Origin of the sequence: Ensifer sp. 22521 (assembly GCF_052044795.1) — a bacterium.
Taxonomy (GTDB): Bacteria; Pseudomonadota; Alphaproteobacteria; order Rhizobiales; family Rhizobiaceae; genus Ensifer.
Map to the genome: position 1 here is coordinate 241,205 of NZ_JBQENM010000003.1, position 24,957 is coordinate 266,161.

General features: G+C 63.6%; 19 protein-coding genes. 16 read left to right on the forward strand and 3 right to left on the reverse strand.

Annotated features, from left to right (window positions below; all coding sequences use genetic code 11):
* Positions 1-4: 4 nt before the first annotated feature.
* Genes ACTJKE_RS05255 through lhpI form a run of 3 tightly spaced genes read left to right on the forward strand, consistent with a single transcriptional unit; the run spans position 5 to position 3,955 of the window.
* On the forward strand, positions 5-1,252 hold the full coding sequence (locus ACTJKE_RS05255) for an NAD(P)/FAD-dependent oxidoreductase (RefSeq protein WP_113511421.1): 1,248 nt from the start codon (positions 5-7) through the stop codon (positions 1,250-1,252).
* Positions 1,253-1,265: 13 nt separating this feature from the next.
* A complete protein-coding gene (locus tag ACTJKE_RS05260) occupies positions 1,266-2,267 on the forward strand; it encodes a 4-hydroxyproline epimerase (RefSeq protein WP_058329694.1) in 1,002 nt (333 codons plus the stop codon).
* The gene (lhpI, locus tag ACTJKE_RS05265; protein WP_058329693.1) at positions 2,264-3,955 is read left to right on the forward strand and encodes a cis-3-hydroxy-L-proline dehydratase; all 1,692 of its coding nucleotides are present in this window, start codon (positions 2,264-2,266) and stop codon (positions 3,953-3,955) included. The genes ACTJKE_RS05260 and lhpI overlap by 4 nt, the downstream gene beginning before the upstream one ends.
* Before the next feature lie 16 nt (positions 3,956-3,971).
* On the opposite strand, the gene ACTJKE_RS05270 is transcribed toward lhpI, so the two are convergent.
* Entirely contained in the window at positions 3,972-5,024 is a 1,053-nt protein-coding gene (locus tag ACTJKE_RS05270; protein WP_058329692.1) for a LacI family DNA-binding transcriptional regulator, read from the reverse strand.
* A 117-nt stretch (positions 5,025-5,141) separates the two neighbouring features.
* Between ACTJKE_RS05270 and bglB the strand changes: the two genes are divergently transcribed.
* The 12 genes from bglB (at position 5,142) to ACTJKE_RS05330 (ending at position 21,073) form a co-directional block, all read left to right on the forward strand.
* Complete coding sequence (bglB, locus tag ACTJKE_RS05275) at positions 5,142-6,242, forward strand: beta-galactosidase BglB (RefSeq protein WP_058329691.1); 1,101 nt, start codon at positions 5,142-5,144, stop codon at positions 6,240-6,242.
* Positions 6,239-7,075 carry a 5-dehydro-4-deoxy-D-glucuronate isomerase gene (gene kduI, locus ACTJKE_RS05280; RefSeq protein ID WP_058329690.1) on the forward strand — a complete coding sequence of 279 codons (837 nt, stop codon included), beginning with the start codon at positions 6,239-6,241 and terminating at the stop codon, positions 7,073-7,075. The genes bglB and kduI overlap by 4 nt, the downstream gene beginning before the upstream one ends.
* Positions 7,072-9,558, forward strand: a complete 2,487-nt coding sequence (locus ACTJKE_RS05285) for a hypothetical protein (RefSeq protein ID WP_113511418.1) — start codon at positions 7,072-7,074, stop codon at positions 9,556-9,558. Before kduI ends, ACTJKE_RS05285 begins: the two co-directional genes overlap by 4 nt.
* A gap of 91 nt (positions 9,559-9,649) precedes the next feature.
* Complete coding sequence (locus ACTJKE_RS05290) at positions 9,650-10,918, forward strand: ABC transporter substrate-binding protein (protein WP_058329688.1); 1,269 nt, start codon at positions 9,650-9,652, stop codon at positions 10,916-10,918.
* A 197-nt stretch (positions 10,919-11,115) separates the two neighbouring features.
* Entirely contained in the window at positions 11,116-12,144 is a 1,029-nt protein-coding gene (locus tag ACTJKE_RS05295; protein WP_440660218.1) for a carbohydrate ABC transporter permease, read from the forward strand.
* Positions 12,141-13,193 (forward strand): carbohydrate ABC transporter permease, encoded by a 1,053-nt coding sequence (locus tag ACTJKE_RS05300; RefSeq protein WP_057251931.1) that lies wholly within the window; start codon positions 12,141-12,143, stop codon positions 13,191-13,193. The genes ACTJKE_RS05295 and ACTJKE_RS05300 overlap by 4 nt, the downstream gene beginning before the upstream one ends.
* A gap of 10 nt (positions 13,194-13,203) precedes the next feature.
* A complete protein-coding gene (locus ACTJKE_RS05305) occupies positions 13,204-14,289 on the forward strand; it encodes a sn-glycerol-3-phosphate ABC transporter ATP-binding protein UgpC (protein ID WP_110880476.1) in 1,086 nt (361 codons plus the stop codon).
* Complete coding sequence (gene kduD / locus ACTJKE_RS05310; protein WP_058322791.1) at positions 14,273-15,031, forward strand: 2-dehydro-3-deoxy-D-gluconate 5-dehydrogenase KduD; 759 nt, start codon at positions 14,273-14,275, stop codon at positions 15,029-15,031. Before ACTJKE_RS05305 ends, kduD begins: the two co-directional genes overlap by 17 nt.
* 9 nt (positions 15,032-15,040) lie before the next feature.
* Positions 15,041-15,952: an alpha/beta hydrolase family protein gene (locus tag ACTJKE_RS05315; protein ID WP_058329686.1), complete on the forward strand. Its 912-nt coding sequence runs from the start codon at positions 15,041-15,043 to the stop codon at positions 15,950-15,952.
* A 269-nt stretch (positions 15,953-16,221) separates the two neighbouring features.
* Complete coding sequence (locus tag ACTJKE_RS05320) at positions 16,222-18,171, forward strand: PrkA family serine protein kinase (protein ID WP_058329685.1); 1,950 nt, start codon at positions 16,222-16,224, stop codon at positions 18,169-18,171.
* A 25-nt stretch (positions 18,172-18,196) separates the two neighbouring features.
* Positions 18,197-19,516 (forward strand): YeaH/YhbH family protein, encoded by a 1,320-nt coding sequence (locus tag ACTJKE_RS05325; protein WP_057251935.1) that lies wholly within the window; start codon positions 18,197-18,199, stop codon positions 19,514-19,516.
* Positions 19,517-19,528: 12 nt separating this feature from the next.
* Positions 19,529-21,073 (forward strand): SpoVR family protein, encoded by a 1,545-nt coding sequence (locus tag ACTJKE_RS05330; RefSeq protein WP_057251936.1) that lies wholly within the window; start codon positions 19,529-19,531, stop codon positions 21,071-21,073.
* A 191-nt stretch (positions 21,074-21,264) separates the two neighbouring features.
* Here ACTJKE_RS05330 and ACTJKE_RS05335 read toward each other — a convergent pair whose 3' ends face one another.
* Both ACTJKE_RS05335 and ACTJKE_RS05340 read right to left on the reverse strand, forming a co-directional pair.
* The gene (locus tag ACTJKE_RS05335) at positions 21,265-22,188 is read right to left on the reverse strand and encodes a LysR family transcriptional regulator (protein ID WP_093233324.1); all 924 of its coding nucleotides are present in this window, start codon (positions 22,186-22,188) and stop codon (positions 21,265-21,267) included.
* 109 nt (positions 22,189-22,297) lie between these two features.
* On the reverse strand, positions 22,298-22,459 hold the full coding sequence (locus ACTJKE_RS05340; protein ID WP_156437155.1) for a hypothetical protein: 162 nt from the start codon (positions 22,457-22,459) through the stop codon (positions 22,298-22,300).
* A gap of 47 nt (positions 22,460-22,506) precedes the next feature.
* Here ACTJKE_RS05340 and ACTJKE_RS05345 point away from each other — a divergent pair, with 47 nt between their 5' ends.
* Positions 22,507-24,957, forward strand: coding sequence for a penicillin-binding protein 1A (locus ACTJKE_RS05345; RefSeq protein WP_440691340.1), 2,451 nt, complete (start codon positions 22,507-22,509; stop codon positions 24,955-24,957).

The following is a 24,957-nucleotide window of genomic DNA, read 5'->3' on the forward strand; positions in this document are numbered from 1 at the left end:
GATCATGAAGGATGCAGCTCAGCCTGACGTCATCGTCATCGGCGCCGGCGTTGTCGGCCTTTCCGCGGCGATCGCCGCCCAGGCACGGGGACTTTCCGTCACCGTGCTCGACCGGGAAGGTCCGGCCGCAGGTGCCTCGGCGGGCAATGCCGGGGCCTTCGCCTTTACCGACATCCTGCCGCTCGCCTCTCCCGGCATCCTGAAAAAGGCGCCGAAGTGGTTGCTCGACCCGCTTGGGCCCTTGAGCGTCCCGCCGGCCTACGCGGTGCAGATCGCGCCGTGGATGTTCCGCTTCTGGCGCGCCTGCTCGCCTAAGAAGGTGGCGCATTCGACGACGGCGCAGACGGCGATCATGGATCTTTCGAAGGCCGAGTTGGAACCGTTCCTGACGGCAACCGGCACGCTGCCGATGCTGCGCAAGGAAGGCAATCTCCAGGTCTATGAAAGCGAAGCCGAACTGAAGGCATCGCTTCCCGGCTGGAAGGCGCGGGCGGAGCACGGCATCGAATTCCGCCATATGGGTGCTGCCGAAATGGCCGAGATCCAGCCCGGTCTCGCGCCGCGCTTTACTCATGGCACCTTCACGCCCGGTTGGTACTCGATCGCCGATCCGAAGCTCTATACCCTCGCGCTCGCAGACCATTTCCGGGCGAAGGGCGGCATCATCGAACGCGCCGAGGTTACGGCATTGCGGCCGGTCGAGGGTGGCGTGGAACTGACGTCCAACGGCAAGACACGGCGTGCAGACCAGGTTGTGCTATCCGCCGGCGCCTTCTCGCATCAGATCGCCCGGACGCTTGGAGAGCGCATCCCTCTGGAAACCGAGCGCGGATACAACACCACGCTGCCGCAGGACGCCTTTGACCTGCGCACCCAGGTCACCTTCGGCGGCCACGGCTTTGTCGTCACGCGGCTTTCGACCGGCATCCGGGTTGGCGGCGCCGTCGAACTCGGCGGCCTGAAGCTGCCGCCGAATTTCCGCCGCTCGGAAGCGATGCTGAAGAAGGCGCAGACCTTCCTGCCCGGCTTCAAAAGCGAATGCGGCGTGCAGTGGATGGGCTTCCGCCCGTCACTGCCCGACAGCCTGCCGGCGATCGGCCGCGCCCGCGCCACGGGGCGCGTGATCTACGCCTTCGGCCACGGCCATCTCGGCCTGACGCAATCGGCCGGCACCGCGCGTCTCGTCGCCGAACTCCTGACCGGCCAACGGCCGGCAATCGACATCCAATCCTTCTCGCCGCAACGTTTCTGATAGGGCTTCGACCATGGCCAACCACACCTTCTCCTGCATCGACGGACACACCTGCGGCAACCCGGTCCGCCTCGTTTCCGGCGGCGGGCCACGGCTCGAAGGGGCCAACATGCTGGAGAAGCGGGCCCACTTTCTGCGCGAGTTCGACTGGATCCGCACCGGCCTGATGTTCGAGCCGCGCGGCCACGACATGATGTCGGGCTCGATCCTCTATCCGCCGACGCGGCCCGACTGTGACGTCGCGGTGCTTTTCATCGAGACCTCCGGCTGTCTGCCGATGTGCGGCCACGGCACGATCGGTACCATCACCATGGCGATCGAGAACGGGCTGATTACCCCGCGCGAGCCGGGCAAGCTCTCGATCGACGCGCCCGCCGGCAAGGTGGATATCACCTACCGTCAGGAGGGCCGCTTCGTCGAGGAAGTCCGCCTTACCAACGTTCCCGGCTTCCTCTATGCTGAAGGACTGACGGCGGAAGTCGAGGGCCTCGGCGAAATCGTGGTCGACGTTGCCTATGGCGGCAATTTCTACGCCATCGTCGAACCGCAGAAGAATTTCCGAGACATGGCCGACCATACCGCTGGCGAACTCGTCGGCTGGAGTCCGAAGTTGCGCGCAGCCCTCAACGCCAAGTACGAGTTCGTCCATCCGGAGCATCCGGAAATCCAGGGTCTGAGCCACATCCAGTGGACCGGCAAGCCGACGCAGGCCGAGGCGCAGGCGCGCAACGCCGTTTTCTACGGCGAAAAGGCGATCGACCGCTCGCCTTGCGGCACCGGCACCTCGGCGCGCATGGCGCAGCTTGCCGCCAAGGGCAAGCTCAAAGTCGGTGACGAGTTCGTACATGAATCGATCATCGGCTCGCTGTTCAAGGGCCGCGTCGAGGCGGCGACCAAGGTTGCCGACCGCGACGCCATCATCCCTTCGATCGCCGGCTGGGCCCGCATGACCGGCATCAACACGATCTTCATCGATGACCGCGACCCCTTCGCCCATGGATTTGTCGTAAAATGACCCAATCGATCTCCGCCCGCAGCATTCTCTCTGGCTCCGCCGATGGCCCCATCATCGCCACCGAGGAGGCGCTGAGCTTCTGGGGTGGGGTCGATCCGGCAACCGGCGTGGTGATCGATGTGCATCACCCGCTGCACGGGATCTGTCTCACCGGCGGCATCCTGATGATGCCGTCGAGCCGCGGTTCCTGTACCGGTTCGGGCGTTCTGCTCGACATGGCGCTGACGGGCCGTGCACCGGCAGCGCTGGTGTTCTCGGAGGCTGAGGACGTGTTGACGCTCGGCGCCCTGATTGCGGCTGAGATGTTTGGCAAATCCTTGCCGGTGCTCAGGCTTTCACGCGACGCCTTCAAGATGCTCTCGCAGGCAAAGTCAGCACGGATCGGCGCTGGCACGATCGAGACCGACGGCCTGACGATCCCGGTCGAGCCGCCGGCGACGGCGGCTCTCGACCTCACCGAAGACGACCGCGCCATGCTCGACGGCCGCGACGGCATCGCCGTGCAGCAAGCGATGCGGATCATTTCCGCGATGGCCGCACAGCAGGGGGCGGAAAAGCTCATCGACGTGGTCCAGGGCCATATCGACGGCTGCATCTATGCGAGCCCCGCCAACCTTACCTTCGCCGAAAAGATGGCGAACATGGGCGCCATGGTTCGCGTGCCGACCACGATGAACGCGATCTCGGTCGACCGCGCCAACTGGCGGGCGCAAGGCGTGCCGGAAAGCTTCGGCGACCCGGCGGCTAAGCTTGCCGATGCCTATGTGCGCATGGGCTGTCGCCCGACCTTCACCTGTTCGCCCTATCTGCTCGACAGCGCACCGAAATCAGGCGAATCCATTGCCTGGGCGGAATCCAATGCCGTGATCTTCGCCAACACCGTGCTTGGCGCTCGCACGGCAAAACACCCGGATTTTCTCGACCTCTGCATCGCGCTGACCGGCCGCGCGCCCCTCTCGGGCGTCTATCTCGATGCGCCGCGCAAGGCAAAACGCGTCATCGACGTGGACCTGCCTGGGAATATCGATGACGCGTTCTGGCCGCTGATCGGTTACCTCGCCGGCCGTGCAGCCCCCGATCGCATCCCGCTGTTGCGTGGACTTGCGTCCGCACGACCCTCGCGCGACGATCTGAAGGCGCTCTGCGCCGCCTTCGGCACCACGTCCGCAGCCCCCATGTTGCATGTGGAAGGTGTAACCCCGGAAGCGGAAGGTGCCACGGCTGAGGATGCCGACCAAACGGCCATCACACGTGCCGACATGGCCGAGGCCTGGGCGCATTTCAACGAGGGACCAGCCGAGGTTGAGCTCGTCGCCATCGGCAGCCCGCACGCCTCGCTCGAGGAATGCCGCGCTCTGGCCGACGCCTTCGACGGTCGCAAGCGGCATGGCGATGTCGCCCTAATCGTGACCGCCGGACGAGACGCGATCGCCGCAGCACGGGAAGAGGGTCTGCTGGCTCGACTGGAGGCAAGTGGTATCCAGGTGCTGCCGGATCTCTGCTGGTGCTCGATCTCGGAGCCGGTGTTCCCGACGAAGACGCGGGCGCTGATGACCAATTCCGGAAAGTACGCCCATTACGGCCCCGGCCTCTCCGGGCGCGCCGTTCGCTTCGGCAGCCTCGCCGATTGCGTTGAGGCGGCGCTCACGGGCCGCGTCCCGGCACGTCTGCCGACCTGGCTGTCGTAGCGACTTCGCCGCGGGCTTAGGCGCCGCGCGGCGGTGCCGTCGAGGCGCGCGGCACCAGGTGACAGGCAAGCTCCACCCGTCGCGGCGGCGCCGGGATACCGGAGAGCGTGTCGCGCAAGAGGTCGAGCGCGACGGAACCGATCTCGCGCATCGGGATGTGCATCGTCGTCAGCGGCGGATTGAGGAAGGCCGCCTGCGGCAGATCATCCATGCCCATGACCGAGACATCGCCTGGAACCGAAAAGCCCTTCTGCTGGATGCCGAGCATGGCCCCGACCGCGAGGCTGTCGCCGGCTGCGAGCACGGCGGTGAAATCCAGCCCCCGCTCCGAAATCCGCTGCGTCAGCGCCTGTATCGCAAGCTCCGGCAGCCAGTCCTCGACGGTGACGAGCAAGTCGTCGGTAGCGGGCAGGCCTTTCGCGAGCAGCCCGTCGCGCCAGCCCTCGTAGCGCCGCTCAATCGTACGGCGCCCCGGCCGCATCAGGAACAGGATGCGCTCGTGGCCCAGCTCGATCAGATGGTCGGTCGCAAGCCGCGCGCTCGATCGGTTGCAGGGCGTGACGCTCGATAGCCGCATATAAGGATCGTCGCTGTTCAAGAGCACAACCGGCTTGTCGAAGCCGCGGGTGGCGGCAATCATGCCCTCATCGTCGATGGTGAGAAACAAGAGACCGGCGACTTGCTCGTCCTCTTCGGCCTCGGCAAGAACGGCCAACTCTTCGTTTCGATCCGCGATTGGCCGGGTGACGATTTCGAGATCCAACGCGTGGGCCCGCTCCTTCAACCCCTCCAGCACATAGTGGGTAAACTGGTTGCGCACATAGTCGATCATGGCTGCACTCGACGCCGCCACGATGACCTTCTGACCGGCGACCGCCGTGGGGATCACGTAGTTGGCGTTCTTGGCCGCTTCCAGCACCTTCTGGCGGATTTCCGCGCGCACGCCCTTTTCGCCAGCAAGGGCGCGGGAGGCGGTGCTCAAGGAGACGCCGCAGGCTTCCGCGATGTCCTCCAGCCGAACGCGTTTGCTCTTCTTGCCGCGTTTGCCCGGCAGCGGTTTTGCGATCATGTGATCCTCCCTTGTCACAATATTGGGAAAAATTTTCATGTTGCGCAAGAAAAAACATCGTGCCTTTATCTTTCTCAAGAAAGCCGAGGGAAGAGCGGCTTAAGGAGGAGGAGTGCCATGGGCCTCAACGCCCACGATATTCGCACGGGTCTCGATCGTCTTGTCGGCGGTATGACCGGTCTCAAGCATGACGGCCGGTTCGATGAACCGAACCTCGACGGGACCGCAGGCGACTACATCAGCTTCGACAGCTGGGAATGGCCGCAGGGTGTTGGCCTCTATGGCCTGATCAAGCTCTGGCTGTTTACCGGCCGCGAGGACATCCGTCAGCTTATCGAAGGCTGGTATGAAGGACGCGTTGCTGCCGGGCTTCCGGAACTCAACGTCAACACGACCGCGCCGATGCTCGGCCTCTCGGTTCTCTGGGCCAAATCCAGGAATCCCCGCTGGAAGCCGCTGCTCGACGACTGGGCAAACCGGGTGATGAGCGAAATGGGCCGGACGCCGGAAGGCGGATTCGAGCACCATGTCTCCGACAAGGTGAATGACAACGAGCTCTGGGACGACACGCTCTATATGGTCGCCCTGTTCCTCGCCTCCTATGGCCAGGCGAGTGGCCGGCGCGAACTGGTCGACGAGGCCTCACGGCAGTTTCTCGTCCATGCCCGCTACCTTGCCGACACCCAGTCGGGCCTCTGGTTCCATGGCTGGACCTTCGACGGCCGGCACAATTTCGCCCGCGCCCGCTGGGCCCGCGGCAATGCCTGGATCACCGCCGGCATGCTCGATTTCTTCGACCTCGCGGAACTCGCCCCACCGGTCAAGGAATACCTGCGCGGCGTGCTCGTCACCCAGGTCGAGGCACTGCTGCCGCTGCAGGCCGCTTCCGGCGCCTGGCGCACGCTGCTCGACGACGCGACCTCCTATGAGGAAATTTCCGCGACGGCCGGCATCGGCTATGGCCTGCTCAAGGGCTATCGGCTCGGCTATGGAACGCCCGCCTGGAGAGCCGCCGGTCTGCGCGCGCTTGAAGTCGTGATGCGCAACATCGATGAAAGCGGCACCGTGCTCAACGTCTCCTACGGCACACGCATGGGCCACGACCTGCAATTCTACAAGGACATCCCAATTCAGCCGACCGGCTATGGCCAGGCACTGGCAATCCTGTGTCTCTCCGAAGCCCTGCAGCATGTCGGCGCGGAAGGACAGGCAGCATGACGATGAAGGTTCTCTACGGGGCCAACCCCGAGGATATCAAAGGCTACGACACCGCGCGGCTGCGCCGCGAGTTCCTGATCAGCGATCTCTTTGCGGAAGACGTGGTGAACTTCACCTATACCCATGTCGACCGCCTGATCCTCGGCGGTGCCATGCCGAAAACAAAGAGCGTCTCCTTCGGCTCCGGCGCCGATATCGGCACGCCTTATCTGCTTTCGGCGCGCGAGATGGGCATCGCCAATCTTGGCGGCACCGGGACGATCACCGTCGACGGTAAGAACTTCGTGCTCGAAAATCGCGACGTTCTCTATGTCGGGCGTGGCGCAAAGGAGATCGTCGTTGCAAGCGAGACCGCCGACCGCCCGGCGCGCTTCTACATGAACTCGGTTCCCGCCGGTGCCGATCTGCCACACCGGCTGATCAAGAGGGCGGAGGCAAAGGCGCTTGAGCTCGGCGACGTCAAGCGCTCGAACAAGCGGCGCCTCGTCATGTACATCCATCCGGAAGTCATGCCCTCCTGCCTGCTTCTGATGGGCATTACCGATCTGGCCGAAGGCAGCGCCTGGAACACCATGCCGCCGCATGTGCACGAGCGGCGCATGGAGGCCTATTGCTACTTCGACATGGCGCCGGAAGACCGCATCGTCCACGTGATGGGCGAGCCGGAGGAGACCCGGCACCTGATCGTCGCAAACGGCGACGCAGTGCTTTCGCCCGCCTGGTCGATCCATATGGGCGCCGGCACCGGCCCCTATGCCTTCGTCTGGGGCATGACCGGCGAGAACCAGGAATACAACGACGTCACCCCCGTAGCCTTGGCTGAGCTGAAATGAGCGATACGATTTTCCATCTGAAGAAGAACCTCGCCGCGGAGCAGGCCATTGGCTACTGGCAGCTCGGCGCAATCGCCGAGGAGCGCTTCGACGTGCCGGACCAGCCGATGAAGGGCGAAATGGACCCCTTCTTCTTTCTGACCAAGCACAAGAACTTCATTCCGCACGAGTACCCCTGCCGGACGATTTTTGCCGAAAAGTTTCGCGGCAAGCGGCCGCAGGTGCGCGGCACATTCGAGGCCAGCCGCTGGTGGCTGCCCTTCGGATCGCCGCGGCTCGACCTCTCCGGCTTCTGGTTCCGGCCGACACGGCTTGCAACCTGGGCCCGCACCTCGATCGAGGCCGACACGGCTGGCACCGCCAAGATTCGCCTGGGCACCTGCGGCGGTGCAGTGCTCTTCCTGAACGGCGCAGAGGTGGGCTGGATGGCGCCCTATAGCCGCAATCTCGAGGCCAAGGCCGAATTCGATCTTGAGCTCAAGGCCGGGCTCAACGAAGTCACGATCTTCTTCGACGACCTCGCCGAGCGCGACGCGCGTTATTTCTTCCAGTTCGACTATCTCTCGGGACCGCCGGCGCGCGTAGCGCTGCCCGTTCCCTGCCCGAGTGCGGCCGCCGCCGATATCGAGACCGCACTCGACGGCATGCATTTCGAACGGACCGCCTATTTCGAGGGCGACATCACCCTTCTCTTCGCCGCCGCCCTGCCGCTCGATGTCAAGGTCAATGTCGCGGTCGAAGGCGACTTCATGTCGACCGAGCGCTTCGACCACGACTTCGTGCTGAAGGCCGGCGACAAGAGGCTAGTTGTCGGACCATCGCAAGAGACACCGGCCGATTTCCGCCATTTCCGCATCACGCTTGATGCCGGCGGCTTCGTTGCGTCGCGCTCTCTTGGTGTCGAGATCTGCCACGCCGGCCGCCAGGGCAAACCGTCGGAGACGCTTGCGCGTCGCATTACCGAGACGCTCGACGAGATCTCGGGCTTTTCCGAACGTGACACGGTCCGCGCCTTCGCCCGGCTTGCCAGCGGTCGCGGCGATACCGACACCGACGCGATGATCGAGGAAATTCTGCCCTCAATCGAGGACTGCCACGACTGCGCCGACTTCTCGCTGGTGCCGTTGATCTGGTCGCGCACCACATGGGGCCAGGATATCGGCGAAAAGACGCGCGATCGCATCGATCAGGCGATCCTTGGCTTCCGCTACTGGATGGATGAACCCGGCAACGACGTGCAGTGGTATTTCTCCGAAAACCACGCGCTTCTGTTCCACACTTCGGCCTATCTCGCCGGCCATCTCTTCCCCGAGGCGACCTTCCGTCGCTCCGGCCGCAAGGGCAGCGAGCAAAGCACCGTCGGTGCTGCCCGCGTTCGCGCCTGGCTCGATCACTTCGAAGCCTGGGAAATGGCCGAGTTCAACTCCGCGCCTTATTTCCCGATCGACCTCAAAGGCCTGACGGCACTGGCGGCACTCTCGCCCGACGCCGACATCGCCGACCGCGCCAAGAAGGGCATCGTGCGCCTCTGCGAGATTATCGCCCGCTCGGCCCATCACGGCATGGTGACGGCAGCCCAGGGGCGCTCCTACGAGCACACGCTCTGCGCCGGCCGCTCGCTCGAACTCTCGGGTGTCGCGCGCCTGCTCTGGGGCAAGGGCTGGTACGGCCGCCGCGTGCATGCACTGCCGCAGCTTGCCGTCTGCCTGCGTGACCACGGTCTGGTGGTGCCGGAGGCGCTTGCCACCGTCGCCTGCCATGAGGACGATGCAGCCCATCAGGAGTGGCGCTTCGCCCAGGGCGAAAACCGCTTTGCGGCGCTCTACCATTACAAAGGCCGCCATTTCGCCATGGGCTCGGCGGCGCATTATCGCTGGAACGAATGGGGCTATCAGGAAACGGTGCTGCACCTGCGTCTTGGCCAACGCCCCGAAGCGGCGATCTGGATCAACCATCCGGGCGAGACCATTCAGTTCGGGTACGGCCGGCCATCCTATTGGGGTGGTTGCGGCACCCTCCCTCGTGCCCACCAGTACAGGGGGCTGGCCGTACTCGACTTTGAGACCGTCAGCGAGCAGCCGGATTTCACCCATGCGTGGTTTCCGGTCGCCGAGTTCGACGAGAGCAGGGTCAAGGGCAAGCTCGCGCTGGCCCGCAGCGGCCGTGGCGCCGTTGTCCTGATCGGCGCAACCGAACTGTTACCGGTGACCGATGGCCCGTCAGCGAATGCGGAGCTGCGTCAGGCCGGTCACAAGACGCGCTGGATCGTCCGGGTTTGCGAAACCGAAGAGCTTTCCGGGGTGGAAACGAAGTTTGCCGGGCTCTCCGTCGAGGAAACTGCCGACGGTGCTTTCGTCATCAACGATCCGGACTATGGTCGCGTCGTCTTCCGCAACGACGGTTCGACGGAAGCCGAAGGGCGCATTATCGCCGCCAAGGATTTCACCGTGGCAGGCGAGGCAACCATGCTCGCCGCCGGCTAGGCGGACGAAGAATTGCGCCGGCCGGGGAAGCCGGCGCCATCCCAAACGAGCGGGAGGAAGCTCGTGTATGGATAAGTGGAGGAGAAAGACAATGAAGAAGACCGGAACGACGCTCGCGGCGCTCGCCGTCGGGCTCCTGACGTCGACGGCGGCAATGGCCGGCGACGTGCGCATCATGTGGTACTCCGATGGCGTCGAAGGCGAGGTGTTGAAGGACCTGCTCGACCGCTTCATGAAGGAGAACCCCGGGATCAACGTGATCCTCGACAACGTGTCCTACAGCGTCGTCAAGGAGCAGCTGCCGGTGCAGCTCGAAGCCGGCAACGGCCCCGATATCGCCCGCGTCACCAACCTCAAGGCCCAGAGCCAGCACTGGCTCGACCTTAGGCCGCTGGTTGCCGATCCCACCTATTGGGACCAGAATTTCGGCGGGCAGGCAGACTGGATGCGCCCGGACGGATCGAACCAGATCTCCGGTTTCATGACCCAGATCACGATTGCCGGCGGCTTTGCCAACAAGACGCTGTTCGACCAGGCGGGCGTCGCGATCCCCGGCAAGGATGCGACCTGGGACGACTGGGCGAAGGCAGCCAAGCAGGTGGCCGAAAACCAGCAGGTTCCCTTCCCGATGGCGCTCGACCGTTCCGGTCACCGCCTCAGCGGCCCGAACCTTGCCTATGGCGGCAACTACATCGGCGCCGACGGCAAGCCGGCGCCGCTTGATGATGGCTCGAAGAACTTCCTGAAGACCTTCGTCGGCTGGGTTGCCGACGGCACGATGAGCAAGGACGTTTGGGTTTCGGCCGCCGGCTCCACCTATCGCGCCGCCGCCGACGACTTCATCAACGGACAGCTCGTCTACTACTATTCCGGTTCCTGGCAGGTTCCGAACTTCTCGACGAAGATCGGAACCAACTTCGACTGGGTGGCGACCGGCAGTCCCTGCGGCCCGGCGAACTGCACCGGCATGACCGGCGGCGCGGGTCTGGTGGCGGTCAAATACACCAAGAACCCGAAGGAAGTGGCCAAGGTGATGGACTATCTCGCGAGCGAACCGATCGTGAAGGAGTTCTCCGAGCGCACCCTGTTCCTGCCTGCGCATACGGGCGTGCTTGCCAAGGAGCTCGACTTCAAGACCGACGACCCCCAGGCAAAGGCGGCGCTCAACGGCTTCGTCGAGGCGAGCAAGTCGCTCTCCGACGAGGCGCGCAAGCTGCCCGGCTGGCTCTGGTCCGACGCCGTCTACGGCGCGCTCGTCACCCGCGTCAGCCAGGCTGCTGCCGGCGAGATGACGGTCGACGAAGCGTTCACGCGCATCGATAGCGATATCGCCACCAAGGTGAAAGATAGCGGCAACTGATCCGGGCGATCGATACCCGGTTTCCGACGGCGTGACGTATCATGCCGTCGGATCAACCGCCGACACACCAGTAAGCATAAGCTTACATAATGCTGACATCCGGCAAGCAGCGCTTGCCCGCCTCTTGCGGGCAGCAGATCACAATCCGGCGACGATCGTTGCGCTACAAAGCGCGACCGGTGGCGAGGTAGCAAACGATGAAGGCAGATGTTCTAAGAGGAGGCGGCTCACGCCTTGGCGAGGCGGTCATGGTGCCCGTGCGCCTGCTGATGGGCGCCGTCGATGCGCCGCTCCGCTTCGTGCAGCGCCGGCTCGGCATCGGCGGCATGGCGACCTTCTTCCTGCTGCCGAACATGCTGATCTTCGGCATATTCGTGCTGCTGCCGTTCTTCATCAACTTCGCCTATTCCATGACCGGCGGAACAGCCCTCTTCCTCCCCGACCGAAGCTTCGTCGGCGGCGACCAATATGCGCGGCTCTTCGACTGCGCCAACTACACCAACCCGAACAGCTGCGCCGAAGACACGTTCTGGACCGCCGTCGGCAACACCGCCTGGTTCGTGGTGCTGCAGGTCACCCTGATGATCCTGTTCTCGCTGGTGACGGCGCTGATCCTCAACCGCGACCTGATGGCGCGCAGCTTCTGGCGGGCGGTGTTCTTCTTCCCCGTGCTGCTCTCGCCCGTCGTCGTCGGCCTGATCTGGAAATGGATTCTGCAGCGTCAGGGCCTGCTCAACTTCGGCCTCTACGGCCTTGGCTTCGATCCCTATACCTGGCTCAACGACCGCAACTGGTCCTTTGCGGCAACCGTCGGCGTTTCGATCTGGGCGCATATGGGTTTCTATACGCTGATCCTGCTTGCCGGCCTGCAGGCGATCCCGAAGGATCTCTATGAAGCGGCCGAGATGGACGGCACCCGTCCGGCGCGCGCCTTCTGGCGCATCACCTTGCCACTGCTGATGCCCAACCTGCTCGTCGTCATCGTGCTCGTCTTGATCCGCGCAGTGCAGATCTTCGACGAGATCTACGTGCTGACCGGCGGGGGTCCAGGCACCAGCACACTCTATATCACGCAATACATCTACGAGACCGGCTTCGCGACGCAGTTGCGCAATCCCGGCCTTGCCGCAGCCGCCTCGATCCTGATGGGCGCCGTGCTGGTTGTCCTCACCCTGGTCCAGCTCGGCCTTGGCCGCAAAGGCGAGAAGAAGGGAGCCCGAAAATGAGCCGCCTTGCCGAATTCATCTTTCGACGTCGCGGCCGCAATGGCTGGCACTGGACCGATATCGTCACCTGGGTCTGGCTCATCGGCGGTCTCTTCATCATGTTCGGTCCGGCCGTCTGGCTCGTCGGCTCCTCCTTCAAGTCTCCGGCGGCCCTTGCCGAATTTCCGCCGACGATCATGCCCTATGTAACGCAGAAGGCGACCGTCGAAGGTTACGACAAGCCGCTCGACCTCTACGAGGTGACGCTGCCGGATGGCAGCAAGAAGGTGCTCGCCGAGGTTCGCCGCATCGGCATCGTCAGCCAGATGGTCGCGCCGGAAAAGCCGACCGAGATCGTCAAGGTCAACATCGCCGAGCGCACGCCGGTGCGTACAATGTCCTTCGCCACGTCGAACTACAGCGAGCCCTTCACCCATTTCGATTTCGTCCGCTATCTCTGGAACTCCGTTTTCGTCACGGTGACGGCGACGGTGATCACGCTCATCGTCAATTCGATGGCCGCCTTTGCGCTCAGCAAATACGAGTTCCGCGGCCGCACCTTCGCGATGCTCTTGATCCTCGCCACCCTGATGGTGCCGCTGTCGGTGATCATGGTGCCGCTCTATTCGATCGTCTCGGCGCTTGGTCTGTTCAACAATCTCTGGGGCGTGATCCTGCCAACGGTCGCGACGCCGACCGGCGTCTTCATCCTGCGCCAATACATGCTGACCATCCCCGACGAGCTGATCGACGCCGCGCGCATGGACAAGGCATCGGAGTGGCAGATTTACTGGCGCATCATCCTGCCGCTGACGGCACCTGCGCTCGCCGTGCTTGCGATCTTCTCCGTCGTCTGGCGCTGGAACGACTTCCTCTGGCCGCTGATCGTGCTCTCCCGCAAGGAACTCTATACGCTGCAGGTCGGCTTAAGCATCTATTCAGGAGAGCTGAACGTGCAGTGGCATTTCATTCTCGCCATGACGGTCGTGACCATGATCCCGGTCGTCCTGGTCTTCATCTTCCTGCAACGCTTCATCACCACCGGCATTGCCGGCACCGGACTGAAATAAGGGGGCACCCATGGGCCACATCAAGCTTACCAATGTGACCAAGTCGTTCGGCGCCGTCGACGTGCTTCATGGCATCAACCTGGATATCAAGGACGGCGAGCTCGTCGTCTTCGTCGGCCCCTCCGGCTGCGGCAAGTCCACGCTTCTGCGCATGATCGCCGGGCTGGAAAAGCCGACAGGCGGAGAACTCGCGATCGATGGCAAGGTGGTCAACGACGTGCCGGCCGCCGACCGCGGCCTCGCCATGGTCTTCCAGTCCTACGCACTCTATCCGCATATGAGCGTGCGCCAGAACCTCGCCTTCGGCCTCGAAAACACCCGGATGCCGAAGACGGAGATCGCCGAGCGTATTGGGGAAGCGGCGCGCATGCTCGAGATCGAGCCCTATCTCGAGCGCCGCCCCGGGCAACTTTCGGGTGGCCAGCGCCAGCGCGTCGCGATCGGCCGCGCGATCGTGCGCCGCCCCGTTGCCTTCCTGCTCGACGAGCCGCTGTCGAACCTCGACGCTGAACTGCGCGGCTCCACCCGCGCCGAGCTTGCGGCCCTCCACGCCCGGCTGTCGGCAACGATGATCTATGTGACACACGACCAGGTAGAGGCGATGACGCTCGCCGACCGCATCGTCGTCCTGCGCGCCGGCCGCATCGAGCAGATCGGCACGCCGCTCGAACTCTATAACAAGCCGGCCAACCGCTTCGTCGCCGGTTTCATCGGCTCGCCGCACATGAATTTCCTTGAAGGTACGCTGGAAGCGGCCGGCGCCGGCACGGCGGTCGCGACGCTGAAGGGCGGGCATCGGCTGCAGGTTCCAATCACAGACAACGCGGCGGCAAGCGGTTCACCCATCACGCTTGGCGTCCGGCCGCAGCACATCACGCTTGATGCCGGTGAAAGCGGCATTCCCGCCAAGATCCGCCTCGTCGAGGCGCTCGGTTCCGAAACCGTGCTGCATGCCGATGTCGCCGGCCAGAAGATCCTGGTCGTCGCCCCCGGTCAGCATGACCTGGCACCGGGATCCGACATCAGGCTGTCGCTCGCGGCTGCCCCCATACACCTCTTCAACGACAAGGGGCTTCGCCTTGAACGCGCTGTTTGACCTCACAGGCAAGACCGCCCTCGTCACCGGCGCCCGCACCGGCCTCGGCCAGGGCATGGCCCTGGCACTCGCGCGGGCCGGCGCCGATATCGCCGCCCTCGGTTCGACGCCCATGCCGGAGACGGCAGCGCTGGTACGAGAGGCGGGTGTTCGCTTTCACGAACTGACCGTCGATCTCTCCAGGCCTTTCGACGCGGCGTCGGCGATCGGCGACGTCGTGGCCGCCCTCGGCGGCATCGACATCCTCGTCAACAATGCCGGCATCATTCGCCGCGCCGACCTGCTCGACTATTCCGAGGAAGACTGGGACAGTGTGCTCGACGTCAACTTGAAGGCGGCCTTTCTGCTGTCGCAGGCCGCAGCCAGACACATGGTCTCGACCGGACGCGCCGGCCGCATCGTCAATGTCGCCTCGATGCTGACCTTCCAGGGCGGCGTCCGCGTGCCGGCGTATGCCGCCTCGAAGCACGGCATCGCCGGCCTCACCAAGGCAATGGCCAACGAGCTGGCACCGCGCGGGATTACCGTCAATGCGATCGCGCCGGGCTACATGGCGACCGACAACACCGAGGCGCTGCGCAACGACCCCGATCGCAACGCCCAGATCTCCGCCCGCATTCCGATGGGGCGCTGGGGCACGCCCGACGATCTCGCGACCGCCGTGCTCTTCTTCGCAGCACCCGCCTCCGGCTATGTCACCGGAACGGTGCTGCCGGTCGATGGCGGCTGGCTCGTTCGCTAGGCGCCACCAATGTCCTTCTCCGCCGAGCGCCTGCGCACGCTTCTCGGTCTCGCTGATACGGAACTGTTCCTGGATGTCTGCGTGATGGAGGATCGTGGTTCTTACATCGTCGAGAGGCTGCGCTTTCGCACACCTCGCAACGGCGCTGAAATCCGCGGCTTTCTGACACGACCACCCGTCAACGACGGGCCTCGACCAGCGATCCTCTACGCCCACGCCCATGGCGGACGCTACGAGATCGGCGCGAACGAACTGCTTGGTGGCCGGCCGGCACTGCTCAGCCCGCCTGGGCCCGTTCTCGCGGAGCACGGCTTCGTTACCCTGTGCATCGACATGCCGACGTTCGGAGAGCGCTCGATCGTAAGAGAGAGCGCCGCGACGAAGGCTGCCCTCTGGTATGGCGGAACCGTTTTCGGCCAGATGCTTTCCGAACAGCAGGCAGCGCTCACTTGGCTTTCAATGCGTGACGACGTCGACCCCGCGCGCATCGGCATGACCGGGATCTCCATGGGCGCCACCCTTTCCTACTTCCTGGCTGCGCTCGACCCGCGGATCGCGGCAATCGCCCACCTCTGCTGCTATGCGGATTTCGCCACGCTCGTCGCAACCGGCGCTCACGATCTGCACGGCCATTATCTCACGATCCCCGGTCTGCTCATGGAGACCTCGACTGGCGAAATCGCCGGGCTCGTTGCACCGCGGCCACAATTGATCTGTGTGGGGCTCGACGATCCGCTGACGCCGCCGCAGGCGGTGGAGCAGGCCCATGCCGCAACGCGCGCCGCCTATCGGGCGGCTGGCGCCGAGCGCAACTTATCCTTGGTTGCAGAGCCCGGCATCGGCCACGTCGAAACTCCGACCATGCGGGAGGCGGTTCTGGCCTTCCTCTCCCACCACCTCGGCGCGCCAGTCAGCGACTGAGGAAACCAACTCGTCGTGCGCGGGCGGCCAGCATGGCTTTCAGGCTTCCCGAAGGTCGATCGTGCCGACCTTCTTGCCCCGTCACCACCGGTCCGATCAGGATTTCGTGATGTCGCAGTCACGATTTTTCATTCATCGAAACAACCCCTTCGAGAATCACCAGAAAGCGAGTACTCTGAGGGAACATTGCGCATGGGACGCCGTTTATTCGAATGAGCGAGCCGATAAGCAGCGATCCCCGTCTCAGCCAGCGGCCGCGGGAGAGCATGATGCAAAAGAGCGAATGCGACGTTTTTGATCTCTTCTCGGAGATCTATACCAGTGCAGCGCAAGAAGAAATCAGCCTTCAAGAATACCTCCTCGCATGTCGCGACGACAAAAGCATGTATGCCACCGCGCAAGAGCGGATGGTCACTGCCATCGGTAATCCAACCCTGATCGATACCAGCGCGGACGAACGCCTCGGCCGCATCTTTTCAAACCGTACCGTCAAGATCTATCCATCCTTCGCCGATTTCTACGGCATGGAAGACACGATCGAGCGGATCGTCGGTTACTTCCGCTACGCCGCCCAGGGGCTCGAGGAGCGCAAACAGATCCTCTACCTGCTCGGACCGGTCGGCGGCGGCAAATCGTCACTCGCCGAGCGGCTGAAGAAACTGATGGAGCAGCAGCCGATCTACACGCTGGCAGTCGGCGGCAAGGTCAGCCCCGTCTTCGAATCCCCCCTCGGCCTCTTTCACCCCGACCGCATGGCCGACTTGCTCGAAGACAAATACGGGATCGGCAGGCGCCGTCTGACCGGTCTGATTTCGCCCTGGGCGACGAAGCGGCTTGACGAAGTCGACGGCGATATCTCCAAGTTCAGTGTGGTCAAGCTGATGCCATCGCGGCTGCGCCAGGTGGCGATCGCGAAGACGGAACCCGGCGACGAGAACAACCAGGACGTTTCCTCGCTGGTCGGCAAGGTGGACATCCGCCAGCTTGAAAACTACAGCCAGGCTGACCCCGACGCCTATTCCTACAGCGGCGGCCTCAACCGGACGACGCAGGGCCTGCTCGAGTTTGTCGAAATGTTCAAGGCGCCGATCAAGGTCCTGCATCCCTTGCTGACGGCGACCCAGGAAGGCAATTACAACGGCACTGAAAGCTTCGGAGGGTTCCCCTATCAGGGCATCGTCGTTGCGCACTCCAATGAGTCCGAATGGCTGCAGTTCAAGAACAACAAGAACAACGAGGCCTTCCTCGACCGCATCCTGGTCGTCAAGGTTCCCTACTGCCTGCGCGTTACCGAGGAGCGGCAGATCTACGAGAAGCTGCTGCGCGAAAGCGAGCTCACCAAGAGCCCCTGCGCGCCGGAAGTGCTGGAAAGCCTCAGCCGCTTTACCGTCTCGACCCGGCTTGCCCGCCACGAGAACTCGCCGCTCTATACCAAGATGCGGGTCTATGACGGCGAGAACCTGAAGGACACCGATCCCAAGGCGAAGTCCGTTCAGGAATATCGCGACGCCGCCGGCGTCGACGAGGGCATGACCGGCATCAGCACACGCTTTGCCTTCAAGGTGTTGTCCGAGACCTTCAACTACGACACCAAGGAGGTCGCGGCCGATCCCGTGCACCTCATGTATATCCTGGAACAGGCGATCCGCCGCGAACAGTTCCCGAAGGAGACCGAGGCGAGCTATCTCGATTTCATCAAGTCCGAGCTTGCCTCGCGCTACGCCGAATTCATCGGCCACGAAATCCAGAAGGCCTATCTCGAATCCTACAGCGAATACGGTCAGAACCTCTTCGACCGTTACATCGCCTATGCCGACGCCTGGCTGGAAGACCAGGACTTCAAGGATCCCGACACGGGGCAGATCCTCAACCGGGAGATCCTCGACAGCGAGCTGTCGCAGATCGAAAAGCCGGCCGGCATTGCGAACCCCAAGGACTTCCGCAACGAGGTCGTAAAGTTCACCCTGCGCGCCCGCGCCAAGAACCATGGGCGCAACCCCTCCTGGACGAGCTACGAGAAGCTTCGCGACGTGATCGAGAAGCGCATGTTCGGCCAGGTCGAAGACCTGCTGCCGGTCATCAGCTTCGGCTCGAAGAAGGACAGCGCCTCCGAGAAGCAGCATGCCGAATTCGTCCAGCGCATGACCGAGCGCGGCTATACCGAGCGTCAGGTCCGACGGCTGGTCGATTGGTACATGCGGGTCAACAAGGCGGGCTGACGATGCCGAAGCAGGGGATTGGTATATGCCGAATTTCATCGACCGGCGGCTCAATCCGAAGGATAAGAGCCTCGGCAACCGACAGCGTTTTCTGAAACGGGCCCGCGAGGAACTCAAGCGGGTCATCAAGGAACAGGTCAAATCCGACAGGATCATCGACGTCGATGCCGCGCACGGCGTACCGATGCCGACCGACGGTGCCAGTGAGCCGACATTCCAGCCGGCCCGCGGCAGCGGCGAACGCAATTATGTGCTTCCCGGCAACAAGCAGTTTTCGGCCGGCGACCGCCTGCCGAAGCCGGAAGCGGGTGGGGGTGGAGGCGGCAAGGGCCGCCCCGGGACCGGAGAAAGCGAAGACGACTTCCAGTTCATCCTGTCGCGCGAAGAGGTGCTGGATCTCTTCTTTGAGGATCTGGAATTGCCCGACATGGTCAAGCTCAGCCTCAAGGAAACGGTGACGTTCAAACCGCGTCGCGCAGGCTTTGCCACCGCCGGCACGCCGACCAACATCAATGTCGGGCGGACGATGCGCAACAGCTTCGGCCGGCGCATGGCGCTGCATCGGCCCAAGGAAAAGGAACTGACCGTCCTTTCCGAGGAGATCGCGCGGCTGGAGGCGGCGCCGGAGATTTCGCCGAAGGACCGCCAGAGGCTCAGCGAGCTTCGCAGCGAACTGGAGAGGATCGAGCGCAAGCGGCGGCGCATTCCCTATGTCGACCCGGTCGACATCCGCTTCAACCGCTTCGAACAGCAGCCGCTGCCGAACGCCAATGCGGTGATGTTCTGCCTGATGGATGTCTCGGCCTCCATGGGCGAACGCGAAAAGGATCTCGCCAAGCGCTTCTTCGTGCTTCTGCACCTGTTCCTGAAACGGCGCTACGAACGGATCGACATCGTCTTCATCCGTCACACGGACGAGGCCCGCGAGGTCGACGAGGAGACGTTCTTCTACAGCACCCAGAGCGGCGGCACGATCGTCTCGACCGCGCTCGAGGAGATGATTAGGATCATCGAGGACCGCTACCCCTCGCAGATCTGGAATATCTATGCCGCGCAGGCCTCCGACGGCGACAACATCATCGGCGACAGCGAGCATTGCGCAGCGCTCCTCCGGGAGAAACTGACGAAGCTCTGCCAGTACTACGCCTATGTCGAGATCATCGACGAGCGAGAGACGGAGATCTTCGGATCGACGGACAACGGCACTGCGCTCTGGCGTGCCTATCGCACGGTGGATGGCGAGAAGTCGAATTTCCAGATGACGCGCATCGCCAAGCCCGCCGATATCTACCCGGTCTTCCGCAGGCTCTTTGCCCGGCAGCCGGCCACACGCACCCGGAAATGAGGGGACGACCGGATGGCTCGACGTGCGACTTCAGGCCTCCTGTTCCAGGGCTCGGACTGGAACTTCACGACCCTTTCGCGTGCCTATGACGCGATCGAGCAAGTCGCGCTTGAGGAAATGGGCCTCAGCGTCTACCCGAACCAGCTGGAGATCATCACCTCCGAGCAGATGCTCGACGCCTATTCCTCGGTCGGCATGCCGCTCATGTACCAGCACTGGTCCTTCGGCAAGCGCTTCGCCTATGAGGAGCACCACTATCGCAAGGGGCACCGCGGCCTCGCCTATGAGCTGGTGATCAATTCCAACCCCTGCATCACCTATCTCATGGAAGAAAACACGATGGCGATGCAGGCGCTGGTCACGGCGCATGCCGCGTTCGGCCACAATCATTTTTTCAAGAACAACTACCTCTTCCGCCAGTGGACCGATGCCGGTGCGATCCTGAGCTACATGGATTTCGCCAAGAAATACGTGACCAAATGCGAGGAGCGGCACGGCACCGCCGCCGTCGAGGCGATCCTCGATTCGGCCCATGCGCTGATGGACCAGGGCGTCTTCCGCTATCGCCGGCCGCCGCGGCTCTCCTCCGAAAAAGTTCGGGAACGGGCGCGGGAACGGCTGGAATATGAGGAACAGACCTATAGCGATCTCTGGCGAACGCTGCCGCAGACGGCCGAGAGCCATGACCCGGCCGAGGCCGAGCGGGACGCTTCCGAGCGCAAGAAGGTGCTGAACCTGCCGGAAGAGAACCTGCTCTATTTTCTCGAGAAACACAGCCTGATCCTGGAGCCGTGGCAGCGGGAATTGCTCCGGATCGTTCGGGTCATCGCGCAATATTTCTACCCGCAGCGGCAGACGAAGGTGATGAACGAGGGCTGCGCGACCTTCGTCCACTACACCATCATCAACCGGCTCTACGACCAGGGCCGGATTGGCGAGGGCCACATGCTGGAACTCTTGCAGAGCCACTCCAACGTCGTCTTCCAGCCGGATTTCGACGACCGGCGCTATCCCGGCATCAACCCCTATGCGCTCGGCTTTGCAATGATGCAGGACATCCAGCGGATCGCCACCGAGCCGACGGCCGAGGACCGCGACTGGTTTCCGTCCTTTGCCGGCAACGGCGACTGGATGGAGACGCTGCGCGATGCCTGGGCCAACCACCGCGACGAATCCTTCATCCTGCAGTATCTGAGCCCGGCCGTGATGCGCAAATTCCGGCTGTTCCATCTCGCGGACCGCGCTTCCGAGCGTTTTGTCGAGGTCGCGTCGATCCACAACGAACGCGGCTATTCGGCGGTTCGCTCGGCGCTTTCCAACAGCTACGACGTCGCCGCCAACCAGCCTGATATTCAGGTGATGGACGTCGATCTGCTGGGGGACCGGCACCTTCGATTGCAGCACAACATCAAGAGCGGCATCGTGCTCGAAGAGGGCAGCCGTAACGCGACGTTGCGTCATGTGCGCCACCTCTGGGGCTACGAGGTCAGCCTCGCCGGCGTCGACCCGCAAACCGGCCGCACAGTGTATGAGTATTCGACGGCAAAGGATGGCTGAGCAAGACGCGAGCGGGCTGCCTCTCCCCGTTAATGCCGACAAGGGCGGCGCCCTGGGTGGGCACAAACGGGCATCACAAGAATTCAGGGCAGACATTAGAATTATTTGGTCTTATGGCAGCCTCAAGCACGTGCGCGCTGCGCCGCGAGGCGCAACCCGGGTCTACGCCTCCAAGGAAAAGATTTTCCGTCTCAGCCGGCGAGCGCGTCTTGTGCCAGAGGTGGCGACAAGGCCGCTGCCTGCTGTGCTGCCGCAGCAGCCAGCCATTCGCTGAACGCCTGCATCGCCGGCGTGACCGGACGTGATTTCAGCCGCGTCAGCCAGTAGCTACCCATCGAGGTGTGGACGTCGAAAGGCTGTCGGATCGTGCCGTTCGACAGCAACCGCGAGAACATCAGTGGGGGCGCGAGTGCCACGCCAATCCCCTGGGCTGCAGCCTCCATCATCGCCAGCGAACTATCGAAGACGATGCCCTTCAGCAGCGGCGCCGGATAGGCAATGCCGGCCGCTTCGAACCAATTCACCCATTCGTCGGCCCGGTAGGACCTGAGCAGCGTTTCGTTCAGGAGATCGGCGGGCGTCTTCAGTCGATCGGCGATCTCGGGAATGCAGAGCACGGAAAGCGGCGCCTCGAAGAGCCGCGTCGCCTCGATATTATGCCAGGAGCCGCCGCCGAAGCGGATGGCGAAATCCAAACCTTCCGCGGCCATGTCGACCCGGTTGTTGTTGGTCGAAAGGCGGACATCGATGAACGGGTATTTGGCCTGGAAGTCGGCAAGCCGCGGCAACAGCCAGCCGACGGCAAAGGTGCCGACGGCGCCGATCATCAGCACTTCGCGAATGTGCCCGGCCTCGAAGCGCTCGAGCATGTCGGCCATCCGATCGAAGGAATCCCGCAGCACCGGCAGCAATGCCTCCCCCTCCGCCGTGATCATCAGTCCGCGCGGCAATCGCTTGAACAGGGTGACGTTCAGCCGGCTTTCGAGCAGCTTCACCTGGTGGCTCACCGCAGCCTGCGTCACGCAGAGTTCGATCGCCGCGCGGGTGAAGCTCAAATGCCGCGCCGATGCCTCGAAGGCGCGCAGCGCATTGAGCGGAAGATATGGCCTGACCATGTATGCCCTAACTCATCTAATGGGTCTCGCAAATAAACGTGGTTTGTTGCTCGGGCACAATCCCTTTACGGTGAACTCCATCGGCTGACGCGGCTGTAGCTCGGCAGCATCAGCTCAGGAAGGTGCCGCCGATTGCGCCGCTTACGGGGATCGATCCCATGCGCCGTTTCGCCTGGCCATAGCGCCCAAACGCATCGTCTCCGCAGCCGACATCACGCATGCCGGCGAAGCCAAATGCCGTTCCAAGACAGGCCGCGAGCCGCACGGACATCCGTGCCGGCCAGCCCGTCTATTGCCCCAAAGGTCCGTTCCGCCCTTATGAAGTTCATCGCAAACCTGCTTGGTACATCCCTCAATCTCGTAACCGTCGTCGCACTCGCGGCGGCCACGGTCGTCGCAGCGTTGACGCGACACCTGCCCGATCACCGCACGCTCGCGCACTGGGAACCGGCAGTCACCACCCGCCTCTATGCCGGCGACGGCACGATGGTCGGAGAACTCGCGCGTGAACGCCGGCTGTTTCTGCCGATCGGCGCGATCCCCGTTCGCATCCGCCAGGCATTCCTTTCGGCCGAGGACAAGAATTTCTACGCCCATCCCGGAATTGATGTTGCGAGCATCGGCACGGCGCTTCTGTCCAATCTCGCCAACTACGGTTCCGGCCGTCGCATGATCGGCGGCTCGACGATCACGCAGCAAATCGCCAAGAATTTCCTCCTGTCTTCCGACCGGACGGTGGAGCGGAAGCTGCGCGAAGCGATCCTTTCGCTGCGGATCGACCAGACCTATTCCAAGGACCGTATTCTCGAACTCTATCTCAACGACATCTATCTCGGGCGCGGCGCCTATGGCGTGGCACAGGCGGCGCTCACCTATTTCGGCAAGCCGGTGAGCGAGCTCTCGGTTTCTGAGGCCGCCTTCCTCGCCGCCCTGCCGAAGGCGCCCAACAATTACGATCCCGATCGCCAGGCGGAGCGCGCAATGGGCCGCCGCAACTGGGTCATCGACCAGATGCGCCGGAATGGCTTTATCGACGCAGCGACGGCTGCCCAGGCGGCGGCAGCTCCTCTCGGCGTCGATCGGCGCACGCCGTCGCCCGCGGTCGCCGCTGCCGACTACTTCACCGAAGAGGTCCGCCGCCAGCTCAACACCCAGTATGGCGAGGCTGCACTCTACACCGCCGGCTTTTCGGTGCGCACCACGCTCGATCCGTCGCTGCAGGAGGCGGCGATGAAAGCGTTGCGCAAGGGCCTCGTCGCCTATGACCAGGCGAAAGGCTACCGCGGCCCGGTCGCCAGAATATCCTCGATCAAGGACTGGCCTTCCGCGCTCGCCAAGCTCCGGCCACTTTCCGACGTGCCGGAATGGCGGCTGAGCGTGGTGCTCGCCGCCGGGAAGGCCGACGCGGAAATCGGCCTCCGCCCTCAGGGCACGCCACCGGACGGCGCGCCGGGCGAAACCGTACGCCTTGACCGCAAGGCCATCAGCTGGGCGCTTTGCCGTTCGATCAAGGGAAAGGGCAGCTGCGCCAAGGATGTCGACGGCGTTCTGACGCCCGGCGACGTCGTCTATGTGGAGAAGCAGGAGGACGGCTATGTCCTGCGGCAGCCGCCGCTCGTTCAGGGCGCGCTCGTTTCCATGGATCCAAACACCGGTCGCGTGCTCGCAGTCGCCGGCGGCTTTTCCTATGTACAGTCGGAATTTAACCGCGCGACGCAGGCCTATCGCCAGCCCGGCTCATCCTTCAAGCCCTTCGTCTATGCCGCCGCTCTCGACAACGGCTATGCGCCGACGACGCTGGTGATGGACGCGCCGATCGCCCTTGCCGACGGTGCCGGCAGGACATGGAAGCCGAAGAACTACGACGGGCGCTTCAGCGGTCCTTCCACCTTGCGCGTCGGGCTGGAAAACAGTCGCAACCTGATGACCGTGCGTCTTGCCCGACATCTCGGCATGGATCTCGTGGCAGATTACGGCAAGCGCTTCGGCATCTATGACGAGCTCAAACCCTATCTGCCGATGTCGCTCGGCGCCGGCGAGACGACGCTGTTGCGGCTGGTTTCGGCCTATGCGGTCATCGCCAATGGCGGCAAGGCGGTCACGCCCTCGATGGTCGACCGCATCCAGGACCGCTACGGCCGCACGATCTTTCATCACGACCAGCGCCGTTGCGACGATTGCAACGCCGCCGACTGGACCGGCCAGCAAGAACCTGTGCCGGTCGACGATCGCGACTATGTGCTCGATCCGATGACGGCCTATCAAGTCACCTCGATGCTGCGCGGCGTCGTCGAGCGCGGCACTGCCAGGAATGTCGGCTCGCTCGGTGTGCCGATCGCCGGCAAGACCGGAACCACCAACGACGAGAAGGACGTCTGGTTCGTCGGCTTCACCCCGAACATCGTCACCGGCGTTTTCCTTGGCTACGATACGCCGAAGCCGATGGGCTATGGTGAAACCGGCGGCGGTCTCGCCGCACCCATCTTCATCGACTTCATGAAGATAGCTCTTCAAGGGCGTCCGGCGGCCGATTTCCACGCGCCACCAGGCATGATGCTGGAGGCGATCGACAGGAAGAGCGGCCAACCTGTGCCCGAGGGCACCCCCGGGGCCATTGTCGAATCCTTCAAGCCAGGGACGGCCCCCTGCATGAGCGGGTGCGCCGTCATCGACGGTTTCGAAACGGCGAGCACGTCGGCCACCGCCGACCCAGACCTCTCCCCGGAACTGCGTGAAAAGCTGCTCACCAACGGCAACGGGCTCTATTGA